At 50.6% G+C, this 14,603-nt stretch carries 14 protein-coding genes and 1 pseudogene; 8 read left to right on the top strand and 7 right to left on the bottom strand.

Translation table 11 applies throughout. The features are described 5' to 3' along the window. Position 1: 1 nt before the first annotated feature. Entirely contained in the window at positions 2–1,375 is a 1,374-nt protein-coding gene (locus tag L362_RS00120; protein ID WP_023345595.1) for a hypothetical protein, read from the top strand. 341 nt (positions 1,376–1,716) lie between these two features. Here the strand turns inward: L362_RS00120 and L362_RS00125 are convergent, their stop codons facing one another. After that, a complete protein-coding gene (locus L362_RS00125; protein WP_023345594.1) occupies positions 1,717–2,145 on the bottom strand; it encodes a YybH family protein in 429 nt (142 codons plus the stop codon). 112 nt (positions 2,146–2,257) lie between these two features. After that, the gene (locus tag L362_RS00130; protein WP_023345593.1) at positions 2,258–3,103 is read right to left on the bottom strand and encodes an SDR family oxidoreductase; all 846 of its coding nucleotides are present in this window, start codon (positions 3,101–3,103) and stop codon (positions 2,258–2,260) included. Between the two features lie 150 nt (positions 3,104–3,253). Here L362_RS00130 and L362_RS00135 point away from each other — a divergent pair, with 150 nt between their 5' ends. From L362_RS00135 to L362_RS0123380, 3 genes are all read left to right on the top strand, one after another. Next, a complete protein-coding gene (locus tag L362_RS00135) occupies positions 3,254–3,601 on the top strand; it encodes a winged helix-turn-helix transcriptional regulator (protein WP_032638146.1) in 348 nt (115 codons plus the stop codon). Between the two features lie 111 nt (positions 3,602–3,712). Further along, positions 3,713–4,297, top strand: a complete 585-nt coding sequence (locus L362_RS00140) for a TetR/AcrR family transcriptional regulator (RefSeq protein ID WP_023345591.1) — start codon at positions 3,713–3,715, stop codon at positions 4,295–4,297. Positions 4,298–4,528: 231 nt separating this feature from the next. Next, positions 4,529–5,206: a nitroreductase family protein gene (locus L362_RS0123380; protein ID WP_219284548.1), complete on the top strand. Its 678-nt coding sequence runs from the start codon at positions 4,529–4,531 to the stop codon at positions 5,204–5,206. Between the two features lie 175 nt (positions 5,207–5,381). Here L362_RS0123380 and L362_RS25155 read toward each other — a convergent pair. Beyond that, a pseudogene (locus tag L362_RS25155) lies at positions 5,382–5,549 on the bottom strand (hypothetical protein); the annotation flags it as partial. Positions 5,550–5,623: 74 nt separating this feature from the next. Here L362_RS25155 and vapB point away from each other — a divergent pair. Both vapB and L362_RS00150 read left to right on the top strand, forming a co-directional pair. Next, a complete protein-coding gene (vapB, locus tag L362_RS00145; RefSeq protein ID WP_023345588.1) occupies positions 5,624–5,854 on the top strand; it encodes a type II toxin-antitoxin system VapB family antitoxin in 231 nt (76 codons plus the stop codon). After that, on the top strand, positions 5,851–6,267 hold the full coding sequence (locus L362_RS00150) for a type II toxin-antitoxin system VapC family toxin (RefSeq protein ID WP_023345587.1): 417 nt from the start codon (positions 5,851–5,853) through the stop codon (positions 6,265–6,267). Before vapB ends, L362_RS00150 begins: the two co-directional genes overlap by 4 nt. A 91-nt stretch (positions 6,268–6,358) precedes the next feature. Here L362_RS00150 and L362_RS00155 read toward each other — a convergent pair whose 3' ends face one another. The 4 genes from L362_RS00155 to L362_RS00170 all read right to left on the bottom strand — a co-directional run bounded on the left by L362_RS00155 (position 6,359) and on the right by L362_RS00170 (position 11,915). Further along, positions 6,359–7,762, bottom strand: a complete 1,404-nt coding sequence (locus L362_RS00155) for a glycoside hydrolase family 1 protein (RefSeq protein ID WP_023345586.1) — start codon at positions 7,760–7,762, stop codon at positions 6,359–6,361. A 9-nt stretch (positions 7,763–7,771) separates the two neighbouring features. Beyond that, positions 7,772–9,646: a beta-glucoside-specific PTS transporter subunit IIABC gene (locus tag L362_RS00160; RefSeq protein WP_023345585.1), complete on the bottom strand. Its 1,875-nt coding sequence runs from the start codon at positions 9,644–9,646 to the stop codon at positions 7,772–7,774. 389 nt (positions 9,647–10,035) lie between these two features. Then, complete coding sequence (locus L362_RS00165; RefSeq protein WP_023345584.1) at positions 10,036–10,671, bottom strand: DUF1349 domain-containing protein; 636 nt, start codon at positions 10,669–10,671, stop codon at positions 10,036–10,038. Positions 10,672–10,709: 38 nt separating this feature from the next. Further along, the gene (locus L362_RS00170; protein ID WP_023345583.1) at positions 10,710–11,915 is read right to left on the bottom strand and encodes an MFS transporter; all 1,206 of its coding nucleotides are present in this window, start codon (positions 11,913–11,915) and stop codon (positions 10,710–10,712) included. Positions 11,916–11,999: 84 nt separating this feature from the next. Between L362_RS00170 and L362_RS00175 the strand changes: the two genes are divergently transcribed. Together L362_RS00175 and L362_RS00180 are read left to right on the top strand one after the other, a co-directional pair. After that, a complete protein-coding gene (locus L362_RS00175; RefSeq protein ID WP_023345582.1) occupies positions 12,000–12,770 on the top strand; it encodes an AraC family transcriptional regulator in 771 nt (256 codons plus the stop codon). A gap of 353 nt (positions 12,771–13,123) precedes the next feature. Further along, positions 13,124–14,563 (top strand): glycoside hydrolase family 1 protein, encoded by a 1,440-nt coding sequence (locus L362_RS00180; protein WP_023345581.1) that lies wholly within the window; start codon positions 13,124–13,126, stop codon positions 14,561–14,563. The last annotated feature ends 40 nt before the right edge of the window (positions 14,564–14,603 follow it).

The following is a 14,603-nucleotide window of genomic DNA, read 5'->3' as shown; positions in this document are numbered from 1 at the left end:
TATGTACAATAACCTTCCGGCCCTGAGTGAGAGTATCCTTTGGGATGACAACCTTCTGGCTACAGACTATACGGAACTGGATGCAGAAGCACTGGGAAGTGCGTTAAGGAGCTACCTTCAGGCTGTCAGTGTTCTGCGCGGGGAGTGGCATCCCCTGCATGACTCTCCGCTCAGCCTGTGGATTGCCCGTCACGATCAACTGGCTCTTTATCGCCCCGGCCTGCTGTCGGCTGAACGCATCATCCTGACCGATACACTGGAGGAAGCGGTGCTACGCCTTGATACCATTGAGTCATCGGAAGCGATGGATCGGCTGATACATTACAATGCAACCGATCGGCTGGCAGATATCAGGACCGGCGTGGCGCAGTTCGTGCGTTTTGTGAAGGACAATTTTCTGCTGATCCAGGCCGGCTTTATTGCCTTCACACCCTGTGAATCAGTCCGGCAAGAGCAGGAGCGTAAGATGCAGCTCCTGCAGGATAATCCCGACCGGCATTTCCTTAACGCCGTGATGCCCGCAGAGGTGGTCCGGCTGTACGAGAGGAGCGTGAAGGTGCGGGGGGTCAGACGGGTCAGCAATGAAGGGCATATCCGCTTCGTGTCAGAAAAAACACTGCCGGACGAAATCATGCTGGAGCTGCGGGACTGTCAGAGCCCTTTTACCAATGCCTATATGTACCAGGAGCTGCAGCCAGTCGAAGTGGAAGAAGACGGCAGATTCAGGGCAAGGATCACCCGCGGTAAACACGAAAGCCGTAAAGGGTATGACCGATGGGTGCGCGGGGCCATGAACCGGAGTATCTACTTTCATTATCACGGGCTGCTGACTGATATCAGTCAGTCAGCCCGGGCCGGCGCCTCACTTGTCACCCGCTGTCCGCTGCAGGGCAAAATCCTGCAGAAACTCGACGCATCCGGGAGACTGTCACGCAGAATGCTTGAGGTTGAACTCCCGTTTCTGCAGAACTTGTCGCTTCACGACATTTTCCGCATCCGCACCGATTATGAGCCGAGCGTAACAGCCTTCAGACGCACGCTGCGTGACTGTGCGGTTGAAATGGAGCGGGCATCTGGACCGGCGGAGATCAGCCTGCTGCAGCAGCGTTTCCGGGAGCGAATTGCTGATGAAGGGCTGGATGATCTGCAGCAGAAACTTGCCACATGGAAGCGGCGGAGTATACAGGACACAGCCCTGCTCGCCGTGCCGGCTGTGCTGGGTTACATGGGGGCGCCTTCATTGCTCAATCTGGCCGCCGGAGCGGCCAGTCTTCTGCAGGCCGCGCTGAGTGCCCACCGTCATCATCAGGAGGTTATCCATCATCCGTCCTGGTTTCTCCTGCGCACCACAGATATTCAGCGGCTAAAAAAATAGCGCCGCAGCAGGATGGGGGAAGCTCTCTTTCAGGCAGGTGTACATTTCGGTAATTAACGTCTGCTCTGTGCCAAAAGCTGGCGTTGCTATGGCTGCTGGGTATCAACCGGTAGGGGCCAGGTCAGGGGCACGGGCGGTATGGAGGCTGGGTAATCATGCCTATGACGTCCCGGCCGCTTTAAAGGTGAATGATTATCTTCATCTGTGGGCTGGAGCCCTGGATGTAGCCGGCAACGTTTTGAACAGCAAAAACGCATGCCCTTTAAAATATTGCGCAGTTCAGGGGGGGAATGTCTTGGAATGATGTTCACGCCTGATAAGCTTCCCCCCCTGTATCAGCATCAGAATCCTTCACCTTCGCCTGTTACCGCCGGGCCAGAATAATGAACCTGTGCAATTTTCCAGTTTCCGTCAGGGCCTTTTAACAGCACCTGGCTTTCGCGCCCAGTAGTATGAAGCTCATCGCCGCTATCACGAAAGGTTGCAACAAAGTCCCAGTAAAACTCTACTACGGCCGTATTTTCACCATAGTAACGGATGTCAGGCGCACCTACGGTTTTCAGTAAACGGCTGGAAAACATTTCATCCATTGTCATGCGATAAAAGTTTTGCTCAATCTCATCCCAGCCTTTTTCATGTCCGCGGGGATGAATGAAACTGACGTCATCGCCAGCCTTCCATATAGAGCGCGCTAATTCGTAATCGCATCGGATAATTGACTCGATATAATCACTGATGACATTCTCAGCTTTGTCATGCTTCAGGTTCATTTTTAACCTCATTTTTTACCGGCATCCAGATTCAAAAATTCTGGAAGAAAAGACTTAGTTAATTGACTTTGACTGTCGATGAAAGGTGCCCCGAAGTGACGGGGCAACATTGTCAGGCAAGCGCTTTCTGAACGCTTACTGCGATAGGCGTAGTTTTTCTGCCAATCAGTTTTGACAGAACATGGCTGTCATCAAACAACGCGTTCTGAGAGGCACCCGTATCCCATGACGCAATCGCCTCAGCAAATCCATCAGGCAGGCCTGCATTTTTTAGTGCCGCCGCGTAATCTGCTTCCGGGATATTACGGTAAGGAATATCTTTGCCGCTCTGAGCCGTAATTTCCGCAGCTAAATCAGTCAGCGTATAGAATTCATCTCCGGCCAGCTCATAGGTTTTGCCTTCGTGGCCTTGCCCGGTCAGCGCCACTACAGCGGCTTCTGCGTAATCCTCACGAGGCGCGGAGGAAATTTTACCTTCGCCAGCACTGCCATAAAAAGCGCCAAGGCCCAGCGCAGGTGCAATAGAACCCGTGTAGTTTTCTGAATACCAGCCGTTACGCAGGATTGTATAGTCCAGCCCCGAGTTTTTGAGAGCCTGTTCTGTCTGGACGTGTTCTGGTGCCAGGTTGAGTGGTGACTTGTCAGCATGCAGCAAGCTCGTATACACGATGCGCTTTACACCATTTTTTACAGCAGCACGGATTACATTTTCGTGCTGCACCGCACGTTGCCCGATTTCATTGCCGGAGATAAGCAGCAGGGTATCAACTCCTTTCAATGCTACATCCAGCGTATCCTGGCGAGTGTAATCAGCTTCGCGTGTAGCTACACCCAGGCCAGCTGCTTTCGCAGGGGTTCTTACCAGAGCGACAATTTCAGAAGCGTCAACTTTTTGTTTAAGTTTTTCAATAACTAACTGGCCAAGATGGCCTGTTGCACCAGTGATTGCAATCGTCATTTTATTCTCCGTATCAGGTAAAAGTTGCTCACGTTTAAACTGAAAAGGTACTATACCGATATAGATTATTTTAGTAAGTACTTACAAAAAGGTTAGTGTTAAATGACATTGATTAAAGATCAGGTTCGTGACAATGCTTCAGCGTCAGAGATGCCTGCTATCACCTGCAATGTGATGGCTGCAGGATGCCCGTCAAGGCAGGTACTTCAACACCTGAGCAGCCGCTGGGGCGTTTTGATAATGGTCGCCCTGCTATCTGAGACCCATCGTTTCAGCAGCTTAAGACGGCGTATTGAAGGGGTAAGTGAAAGAATGCTGGCCCAGACTCTACAGTCTCTTGAGAGTGATGGGATGATTAAACGGTACTCATATGACACCATACCCCCGCATGTCGAATACTCACTGACGCCTCTGGGACGCGTTGTGGCAGTGAAACTGCAGGAACTTGTTTCAATAATTGAGGCCAGCCAGGCAGAAATCCTGAATAATTCGCGTTAAAAAATTAATGTGCTGACGTTATCGTCTGCCTGCTTTTAATGATACTACTAATTATTGACTGACCGTTCCATAATTGTTAGGGTGATAACAGTTCTGAGGCAGGAGTAAGCGATGGCAGGCAGACCAAGAGAATTTGATGACCAGCTGGTAATACAGGCAGCCATGGATGCATTCTGGCGTAACGGTTTTGAAGCGACTTCGGCGCAGGAACTCGTTGACAGCACAGGTCTGGGCCGTGGCAGCCTGTATGCTGCTTTCGGCAGTAAAGAAAATCTTTATCATGAAGCCCTGCGACGCTATCACCGCTCCAGCATTGAGTTTCACGAGGAAGTTTTCCGCCAGCCCGGAAGCGTGAAAGATCGACTCCGAATTCTGCTTGAAAAAGGCATTGAGCTTGATTTCAGCGACATTGAGCGTAATGGATGTATGGCGATATTTTCTCCTCTCGAAAGAGCGGCTAAAGATAAAACCGTTGAAGGCCTGAGTCGCAGCTATATCAAAGAACTTGAAGGGATGTTTGTTGCGCTTTTTTCTGCCGGTATTACGACCGGAGAGTTTGAAAGGGGCCGTCAGGCTCAGTCGATGGCGAAAGCATTCATGTGTGCCTACTTTGGCTTCCGGGTGTTTGGCAGGATCGTGCATGAACCTGAATATCAACAGCATGCGATTGAAGCGCTTATCGGCAGTATTCAGTAAAAGGCCAGAAGGCCTTTTTATTTAACCTATTTTTGAACGATCATTACAATTTACGAGGAGAAAATTTATGACTGACGATTTTCAGAAAGAACAGCTGATAGCGGCACGCTATGGCGAGAAAGACAGGCCTGAAAATATTATCTGGAACAAACAGATAGAAGGGTTACTCTGCCACCGTTCAGTCAGAAGCTTTTCGCCGCAACCTCTGCCTGAATACTGGTTGAAACTCTGGTGGCAGCCGCACAGTCTGCCTCAACATCCTCAAATCTACAGCAATGGAGCGTAGTAGCGGTTACCGATCCTGAGCTTAAGGCACAGGTAAGAAAGCTGTCCGCTGGGGATAGCGGTCTGGCTAATGGCTACATTGAAGAAGCGCCTGCGATACTTTTATGGGTGGCTGACCTGTCGCGTAATCATGATATGACCGTGGCGGATGGTCTGAATCCGGGTGTGCATGAATATCTCGACTCATTTGTTATGGCGACTGTGGATGCCTCGCTTGCCTCGCAGAACGCTACTGTGGCGGCCGAATCAATCGGACTGGGAACCGTTTATATCGGGGCTACACGAAACAAGGCAAAAGAACTGGCCGAACTTATTCAACTGCCCCCGCACAGCTACGTTGTATGCGGACTGGTTGTCGGATGGCCCGATCCGAAAAGCAACGCAAGTATTCGCCCACGCCTGCCTCAGAGCGTGGTCGCTCACCATAACCGCTACAACGCATCTGACTTTGACGCACATGTTAAAAGCTATGAAGAAGCGTTCCATGCGTTTCGTGAAGGACTGGGAATGAAAGACAAAACCTGGAAACAGGCCGTACAAAGCTCAGCAACAAGCATGGACTATATGGACGGACGCCAGAACCTTCGCGCTACGCTTGAAGATCGCGGATTCGGTTTTAAATAAATCTGTTGCGGCTGTGTGTGCAGCCGCAAAAAAAGCGTCACTTACTGCTATCAAATCAGACATAAGTATTACGTCCGCTTTTCGCTCATAGCGGACCTTGACCATTTACCGGAACCCCACCAGGCAAGCCTCATTCAGTAGCAATACAACTCAATCTAAATCAGCTTTTCAGTAAGGATCCGGCTTTGGTATTTTTCGGATCTGACCGGGAAAAGAGAGAAGAAAGCATATGTGAAGGATATCCATATGCATGACATCTGCATAGGTATAGCATACGCATATACTCACCATCTGCATATGCCATATCTATACATATGCTGTACATCTGCCTATACTGAACATATGCACACACCCGGTGCAGTGAACCTCAATCCGGATATGCGTCACATATCCATACTTACCCGGGAGAGAAAGAACATGAGAACCGTATCTATTTTTAAAAACGGCAACAACCGCGCCATCCGCCTGCCCCGCGATCTGGATTTTGAGGGGGTGAGCGAGCTCGAGATCGTCCGGGAAGGGGACAGCATCATCCTGCGTCCCGTCCGGCCGACATGGGGCTCGTTCGCGCAACTGGACAGGGCCGATCCGGACTTTATGGCGGAGCGTGAGGATGTGGTCAGCGATGAAGGACGCTTTGCGCCATGAAGAAAACCTGGATGCTCGACACGAACATCTGCTCGTTCATCATGCGCGAGCAGCCGGCAGCGGTGCTGAAGCGCCTGGAGCAGGCGGTGCTGCGCGGTGATCGCATCGTGGTCTCGGCCGTGACGTACGCCGAGATGCGCTTCGGCGCCACCGGCCCGAAGGCCTCGCCGCGCCATATTCAGCTGGTCGATGCGTTCTGCGCGCGCCTCGATGCCATCCTGCCCTGGGACCGCGCCGCGGTGGACGCCACGACGGACATCCGGGTGGCGCTGCGCCTCGCCGGGACGCCGATCGGCCCGAACGACACGGCCATTGCCGGGCACGCCATCGCGGCCGGCGCCGTCCTGGTGACGAACAATGTGCGGGAGTTTGAGCGGGTGCCGGGCCTGATGCTGGAAGACTGGGTGAATTAACGAAGTCTGGCCGCCATCCGGCGGCCAGACAGTCATTCAGCGATAAAAGTCGTATTCACTTCATCGTTTCTGTATGACAAAATCCGGATATTCAGATATTTGGCACCAGCGTTTCACCGTTACTTTTTATAACATCGGCATACCAGTAGAAGCTCGCTTTTCTGTAGCGCTTAAGATCGCCCCGTCCCGTATCATCGCGATTGACGTAGATAAAGCCGTAACGCTTACCTAATTCCGCGGTGGAGTTACTGACCAGATCGATGGGGCCCCATGATGTGTATCCCATCACATCCACGCCATCTTCGATAGCTTCCCGGACCTGGTACAGGTGGTTATTCAGATAAGCGATACGGTAGTTGTCGTCAACCGTAAAGTCGTCTTGAAGAATATCTCTGGCACCCAGTCCGTTTTCGACAATGAACAGCGGCTTCTGATAACGATCCCACAGCATGTTTAACAGAATGCGCATTCCCGTCGGGTCAATTGTCCAGCCCCACTCCGACACCGGCAGCAGCGGGTTTTGTATCATGCTCAGCACGTTACCCCGTGACTTCTCGATGGTGTCCTCGTCGGTTGTCGCACAGCCGCTGTTGTAATAGCTGAACGAGATGAAGTCCACGGTGTTGTTCTTCAGCTGCTCGCGGTCCTCCTCTGTAATATCCAGCACAATATTATTGTCACGGAAGAAGCGCAGCATGTACCCCGGGTAGGCTCCGCGGCACTGCACGTCGCCAAAGAACAGCCAGCCGCGGTTCTCATTCATCGTTTTCAGCACGTCATCCGGTTTGCAGGTCAGCGGGTAAAGCAGGCCCCCCAGGAGCATATTGCCGATTTTTGCATCCGGGATGATGTCATGGCACCGCCCCACGACGATGGCACTGGCGACCAGCTGATGGTGGATAGCCTGATAGATATCAGCCTGACTGCTGCCTTCAGGCAGGCCCACTCCGGTCAGCGGCGCGTGCAGGGACATGTTGATTTCGTTGAAGGTCAGCCACAGCTTGACCTTCTCTCTGTAGCGCCCGAAAACCGTGACGGCGTAGTCAGTGAAAAAACCAATCAGTCTGCGGTCAGCCCAGCCGTTATAGCGGGTCACCAGATTCCAGGGCATCTCATAGTGGGAGAGCGTCACCATCGGCGTAATTCCGTGCTGCAGAAGCTCGTCAAACAGCCTGTCGTAGTAGGCCAGACCGGCTTCATTCGGGGTCTGCTCATCACCCTGTGGATAGATGCGTGCCCAGGCGATGGAAACGCGCAGGCAGGTAAACCCCATCTCGCTGAAGAGTTTAATGTCCTCCGGGTAGCGGTGGTAAAAGTCGATGGCCACGTCCTTGATGCTGCTGACGCTCCCGTCACGTTCCACCACCTCGCCGAAGATACCTGCGGGCTGAACGTCCGAGGTGGACACCCCTTTGCCGTCCTTGTCCCATGCACCCTCGACCTGGTTTGCGGCAATTGCCCCGCCCCAGTAAAAATTATCCGGGAATTTTTTCATGAATCTTCCTCACTTAATCGTTGTCATCAATACCGTGTCATATGAAACAGTCTGTTTATCTGCCAGATGTACTGCCCTGAATTCATCGCTGTTATTGATTAATACCGGCGTGTCCAGCAGACATCCTGCGCTTTGAATAAAATCGAGATCAAATTCAATCAACAGATCACCGGCTTTTACCGAATCACCCGTTTTTACATGTGCCGTAAAACCTTCACCTTTGAGATTTACGGTATTGATCCCGACGTGGATCAGCAGTTCCACACCATCATTACTGACCAGGTTGATAGCATGTCGGGAATTAAATATTGACGACACAACTCCGTCAAAGGGCGCAATAACTTTACCGGAGGTTGGAATAATCCCCACTCCGTTACCCAGCAGGCCACTGGCAAAGGTCGGATCGCGGATTTCGGCAATATCAATAACCTTCCCCTGTAGCGGAGAGAGAATAACGATCTCTGCTGTTTCTGGTGCGATACTTGGGTTAGCACTTGGCGATTCTTTTGATGCCGGTAAACCGAAGAAATAGGTCAGTAAGGTAGAAAGCACGAGCGATAAGGCCGTGCCGATTATGGCCCCCCACACGGTCATATCCATACCGGTAGGTGGGATCATCTGAGCGAGAGTGAAGAAGCTGGTCAGACCGAAAGAATAGATACTACCGTGGAATGCTCCGACTATTGTCCCGCCTATGGCTCCGGCCGTGCAGCCGAAGATGAATGGCCGTCGGTTTGGGAGGTTAACACCATATACTGCAGGTTCCGTAATACCAAAAATGGCCGCGCTGACTGCCGAACCCGAAAGAGTTTTCAATTTTGGATCCTGGGTTCTCAGGAACACACCCAGCGCTGCGCCCAACTGGCCTACCACGGCCGGTACCAGTAATGGCTGCATAATATCATGGCCTAACACGCTGATGTTGTTGATCATGATGGGGACAAGACCCCAGTGCAGACCAAACATGACGCAGACCTGCCACAGTCCCCCCATGATCGTACCCGCTAAAGCAGGCGCAAACTCATAAGCGGCCAGAAACGCATTTGCCATAAGGTGGCTGAGGCCGGTAGCGAGCGGTCCAATAAGCAGGAACGCAGCAGGAACGACGATGAGAAGCGCTATCAGAGGGGTGAAGAGGTTTTTGACCGCTGAAGGGAGAATTTTATTACAGAATTTCTCCACCACACTACTGAGCCAGGCAGCAAATATGACCGGAATAACCGAGCCGGCATAATTAATATAAGTGACGGGAATTCCGAGGAAGGCATCAACTGACGCGCCGTGCTGTAACTGAGCGTCGAACGCCGCTATCATTGCCGGATGCATCAGTGCGCCGCCAATCGCCATCGACAGGAATGGCGACCCGCCAAAACGCTTGCCTGCAGTGTAACCCAGCACGAGAGGGAAGAAATAAAACAGGGCATCACCAGCTGCCGCCAGTATTTTGTAGGTTCCGCTCGACTCAGTCGTAATTCCGCAAACGATAGCAAGGGCTAGCAGCCCCTTCATAATCCCGGAAGCGGCCAGGATCCCCAGAAAAGGGGTAAAAATCCCCGAAACCACATTAATCAGCCTGTTAAAGATATTTTCTTTTATGACTGCCTCGTCGCTGCTCCCTGCAGCTAGATCAGTCTCATCCGTAATGCCTGTAGCTTCGATAGCCTTATAAACTTCAGAAACATTATTACCCACAACCACCTGGAGTTGGCCCCCGCTTTCTACCACCATAATAATCTCTGGATGGTTGCTCAAATCATCCTTCAGAACAACATCATATTTTCTTAACTGAAAGCGAAGCCTTGTTGCGCAATGGGTCAAACTTTTAATATTTTCCGGGCCGCCGACCCGGTTAATTATAAATTCAGCAAGTGACTGATATTTCATAGGGACATTTACCTTTCAAAAAGCAAAAAAAAACCCACTCCGCCCAGATAATACTGGTCTGAAGAAGGTTTTGCCTGCAAACGCAGTAACAATCCAGTTTCTAAAAATTTGTCTGAGAAATGTATAAATAACTGGGGTTTCCAGATATCTAATTGTATCCTCAAAAATGTTATACACCGTGCCTGAGTTCATATGAATAGCAGAAATGCAGTATGGCGGATTACCGATATCAATCGTCGTAAAATATACAGATAGCAAAAAATAAAGCCTCATATGATATGAGGCTTTATTTATACAGATCTATTAGCATGCAGGGTAAAAGTGAGGTGGCGGGACCACATGATATGTTTTTACCGGTATGCCCTGCATTCACTCTGAAATCCGGTTCTCTATTTTCCGCTACGGAAATCAGGAACATTTCCTGAAACGAGGGCGAAATCAGAGAATTCTACTTCGCATCCGGAGGCGTTAGGCGCTTGTGCCTCGAACCCTATGTGTAAAATCTGTTCCGCGTCGTTCAGCACATCAAGGGGAAAAGCGCGCACAAATATCCATTTTTGACCATCCAGCGAAGCATGGAAGGCAAATACATTATCTTTGCGGGAGATCCGTAAATGCACTTCCTGTCCACTGACGGTAAAAGCATTGGCATCATCAGAGGTATATCCGTTGTTCACCACAGAGACAACCATGGGTTCACGTTCGGGTGAATATTCAAAGCACAACTTCGCCCATGATCGTTCGTTAACGTAAAGAAGCAACACGCCGGCATCGAAGGTGTTACCGAATTCGACTTTTACCGTTGAACGAAATTGAAAGTCTCCGCCAGGAGCCGGACGTAAAAGTGTTGCTGCATTACACCGGCTTGCAGACGTTACCTGGCTTGTGCCCCTTCCCGGATCGATGAAAATATCACTGTACGGCAATGCCCTAACGGCTATCTTCCGGGATAGCGTATCAATGTTCCAAACGGAGCCTTCTGACGGCTGTAAGAGGCTAATGTTGTCATGTGAAAGATGGTTCATAGCTATTCCTTTCATATATTCTATTAATTTTTAATGATCTACATTTTTTTTTCAGAGAAAATAGGGATGATGGTCAGGGAAAAGAGCATGACCAGGGCGGACAGGAAACAAAACGCATTGGCCAGTCCTGTATAATGTGCAATAAATCCGACCGCTGCGGGCCCCATAAGCACCCCCAGATATCCCAGCATGCTTGCAGCGGAGATAGCCAAAGAAGGGGCCATTGAATCCTGTTTGCCTGCACGCGTGAACAAAATAGGCACCACGTTACCGGCAGCAAAGCCCGCTATCGCAATCGCACTAAAGACAATGGCAACGGATGAGGACAGTGAAATAACCAAAAGTCCAATTGCCGTAAATATTACACCAAGAGTCAGTATCCAGCGCTCTCCTGCAAGTGAGACGAGCCTGTCACCGACGAAGCGGCTTAATGTCATCGCCACCGCAAAGACAACATACCCCGATCCTGCTATGTTTGCCGGTAAACTTTTTTCCTGAATCAGGAGCAATGCACCCCAGTCAAGCATCGCACCTTCTGCCAGGAACATCACCATTGCCAGAAGGCCTACCACAATCACTTTACCTTTAGGAAGTACAAATAATGGCGCCTCGTTAACCGTAACTGTTCTGAGGAACTTGTTTCTGATAACTGAGAGGCATATCAGTATCGTAAATATTGCGATCATCGATGCCACAAAAACGTGTAATCCCGTGGCAATCAGCAAAGTCATAACCACAGCGCCGGCAAGCCCTCCAACGCTGTAAAAACCATGAAATCCTGACATTAAAGGCATACCCGCCCGATCCTGAACTTCAGAACCGTGAATGTTGGCTGCTACATCAGTCGCACCAATCGAAAGGCCAAATAAGAAAAGTGCAGCACCAATTCCCAGGGGGGTGGAAAGCAGGGCAAGAAGGGGTAAAGCAACCACAATACCCACAGCACCCATGATGATGACCATCCGGCTGCCGGCTTTAGCAGAAATGCCACCGGCAGCAGGCATCCCTATTAATGCCCCCAGACCCAGACATAACAATACGGCACCCAAAAGAGCGGGCTCCGCCTGCATACGGCTTTGGGCGAAGGGTACCAGGGGAGCCCAACAGGCGAGCCCAAAACCAGCGATAAAGAATGCCAGTCTGGTGGCAAGTTTTGCGTCCGTGAGTTCTGTGAACTTAATATTGTCTGCTGAATAAGCCAGCTCATTTCCTTTCCCTGATATCATTTCTTCACTACTTTTCATCTGATACGCCCTGTGCGACGGTGTAAAAACAACCTAAAAAATACCAGTAGCATGCGTGTCATGATTCAGATAGGATGACAAATTATGTCTAATATACGCCAAAACACTATGAATCCAGATTTCGCTATCTCGCCTCTGGTAGGTCAGCCAGAACAATGGGGGGCTGATGTTCTTGAAAAGCATACTCATGCGCGCCACCAGTTAATTTTTTCCTCCCGGGGCGTCATTCACATCAAAACACATGTCGGCGAGTGGGTTCTTCCACCCAGCAGGGCACTCTGGATTGATGCCGGTACTGAACATTATGTTGAAACCAAGAAGCCAGCCTCGCTCTTTGTTCTGTATATTTCTCCCGCTTTTTTTTCCATGGATAAGCCTGAACACTGCTGCGTGGTTGAAGTGAGCAACCTGGTCAGGGAGCTCATCATGGCGTGTGCAAAAATGGGGTGGACCTATGATGAAAATAGTCACAGTCACCGACTGGCAGAGGTGTTGGTAGGCAGTCTTTCAGGTTTACAGCTCGCATCACTGGAACTGATCAAGCCGAAAGATCCCAGAGCCATCCACTTAATAAAATTACTGGAGCACGACCCGGGATCACGACGGTCGCTGCACGACCTGGCCAGAGAAGCAGGAGCTAGCGGAAGAACGATAGAACGACTTTTTGCTCAGGAGACAAATCTTCCCTTCGGAGCCTGGAGACAGAGACATCGAATGCTGTTTGCGCTGGAACGTCTGGCTTATGGCCAGAGTGTCATGAATGTCGCGCTGGAGTCAGGCTATGAGTCTGCTTCAAGCTTTATTGCTGCTTTCAAGGCAATGTTTGGTACCACGCCATCTAAATATTTCTCATAACCAGATTCATATGAACAGAACGGTCTGGCTCCATTTCAGCTCCGTCAGGGCGGGACCATAGATACTCTTTTATTCGCTATTTCCCTTTCATGCAGATACATCGAATAAACGACAAATTATAATCAGGATCTGACAGAACTGGAAAAAATGACTCTGCGTTCAGGCATTTTAAATTAAATACGATTAACCTTTTATCATGGCAGGGTTTACAGGAAGGTGCAGGATATTAAGTTGTTATATGAATCCATTCAGACAAAATGAAGCCTTCTCATAATACATAACGATTTTCTCTCTATTGGACCGTCCTTAAGCATTATATGTTTATTCCAGCCCTAGTATACAGGTTAGCTAAAATGTCAGATACAGCGAATAAACACTTCACAATAACAGTGTTCCCGGATAATTTTTACTGGGGCGGGGCAATTGCCGCAAACCAGGTCGAGGGTGCATGGGACAAGGACGGCAAAGGGGTGTCCACCTCGGACGTTCAGCCCGCAGGTATCTTCGGCGAGGTGGTGGAACGTGACGGGAGCGTCAGCAGCATCAAGGACGTGGCCATCGACTTTTACCACCGCTACCCGGAGGACATTAAACTCTTCAGCGAGATGGGGTTTACCTGCCTGCGCGTTTCCATCGCCTGGGCACGCATCTATCCACAGGGTGATGAGCAGACCCCGAATGAAGCCGGTCTGGCCTACTACGACAGGCTGTTTGACGAGCTTCTGCAGCACGGAATTACGCCGATGGTGACGCTCTCCCACTATGAGATGCCCTGGAATCTGGTGACCCGCTATAACGGCTGGGCTGACCGCAGACTGATTGGTTTTTTCACTGACTACGCCGTCACGGTTTTCGGGCGCTACAGAGAGAAGGTCAAGCTGTGGCTGACCTTCAACGAAATCAACATGTCCCTGCACGCGCCGCTGACCGGAGTGGGCCTGCCTGAAGGCAGCAGTCAGGCTGATATCTATCAGGCTATCCACCATCAGCTGGTCGCCAGTGCCATCGTCGTGGGGCGGTGCCATGACATCATCCCGGATGCAAAAATCGGCAATATGCTCCTGGGGGGCCTGCTTTACCCGCTGACCTGCAAACCGGATGACGTGCTGAAAACGATGAATGAGAACCGCGGCTGGCTGTTCTTTGGCGACGTGCAGTGCCGCGGAGCCTACCCGGGGTACATGCTGCGCTTCTTCCGTGACAATAATATTGTGCTGGATATTACAGAGGAGGACCGCGAGCAGCTGAAGAACAACACCGTGGACTTCATCTCGTTCAGCTATTACAACAGCGGCTGTGCGACAACCGACGAGGACACCATCGAGAAGTCACGGGGTAACGTGCTGAGCATGATACAAAACCCGCTGCTGCCGGTGTCGGAGTGGGGCTGGACAATTGACCCGACGGGAATGCGCATTCTGTTAAACATGCTGTGGGATCGTTATCAGAAGCCGCTGTTCATTGCCGGAAACGGACTGGGTGCCAGAGACAAGCTTAACGAGGATATGACCGTCAATGATGATTACCGTATTAATTACATCAATAATCACCTGTATCAGGTTTATGAAGCAATCGAGGATGGCGTCGAAGTTATGGGCTATACAGCATGGGCCCCCATCGATCTGGTCAGTAACGCCACCGCAGAGTTAGATAAGCGTTACGGCTTTATCTACGTTGACCATGATGACAGCGGTGATGGCGATTATGCAAGATATCCAAAGGATAGTTTTTACTGGTTTCGGGATGTCATTACTACGAACGGGGAAACCCTGATCCCTTTCCGGTGTCGTTGATTACAGTCCAACATTTACCGGTAACACTTTCTTTTATTTA

This window comes from Enterobacter sp. MGH 16 (assembly GCF_000493175.1).
GTDB lineage: Bacteria > Pseudomonadota > Gammaproteobacteria > Enterobacterales > Enterobacteriaceae > Enterobacter > Enterobacter roggenkampii.
This window is presented reverse-complemented; position numbering and strand designations above follow the sequence as displayed.

Bases quoted from the DNA above. Each gene is read 5' to 3' on its own strand.
- L362_RS00165 (WP_023345584.1), bottom strand. From the start codon at position 10,671: ATGAACCATCTTTCACATGACAACATTAGCCTCTTACAGCCGTCAGAA.
- L362_RS00135 (WP_032638146.1), top strand. From the start codon at position 3,254: ATGCCTGCTATCACCTGCAATGTGATGGCTGCAGGATGCCCGTCAAGG.
- L362_RS00170 (WP_023345583.1), bottom strand. From the start codon at position 11,915: ATGAAAAGTAGTGAAGAAATGATATCAGGGAAAGGAAATGAGCTGGCT.
- L362_RS00155 (WP_023345586.1), bottom strand. From the start codon at position 7,762: ATGAAAAAATTCCCGGATAATTTTTACTGGGGCGGGGCAATTGCCGCA.
- L362_RS00125 (WP_023345594.1), bottom strand. From the start codon at position 2,145: ATGAACCTGAAGCATGACAAAGCTGAGAATGTCATCAGTGATTATATC.
- L362_RS00160 (WP_023345585.1), bottom strand. From the start codon at position 9,646: ATGAAATATCAGTCACTTGCTGAATTTATAATTAACCGGGTCGGCGGC.
- L362_RS00120 (WP_023345595.1), top strand. From the start codon at position 2: ATGTACAATAACCTTCCGGCCCTGAGTGAGAGTATCCTTTGGGATGAC.
- L362_RS00140 (WP_023345591.1), top strand. From the start codon at position 3,713: ATGGCAGGCAGACCAAGAGAATTTGATGACCAGCTGGTAATACAGGCA.
- L362_RS00175 (WP_023345582.1), top strand. From the start codon at position 12,000: ATGTCTAATATACGCCAAAACACTATGAATCCAGATTTCGCTATCTCG.
- L362_RS00150 (WP_023345587.1), top strand. From the start codon at position 5,851: ATGAAGAAAACCTGGATGCTCGACACGAACATCTGCTCGTTCATCATG.
- vapB (WP_023345588.1), top strand. From the start codon at position 5,624: ATGAGAACCGTATCTATTTTTAAAAACGGCAACAACCGCGCCATCCGC.
- L362_RS00180 (WP_023345581.1), top strand. From the start codon at position 13,124: ATGTCAGATACAGCGAATAAACACTTCACAATAACAGTGTTCCCGGAT.
- L362_RS00130 (WP_023345593.1), bottom strand. From the start codon at position 3,103: ATGACGATTGCAATCACTGGTGCAACAGGCCATCTTGGCCAGTTAGTT.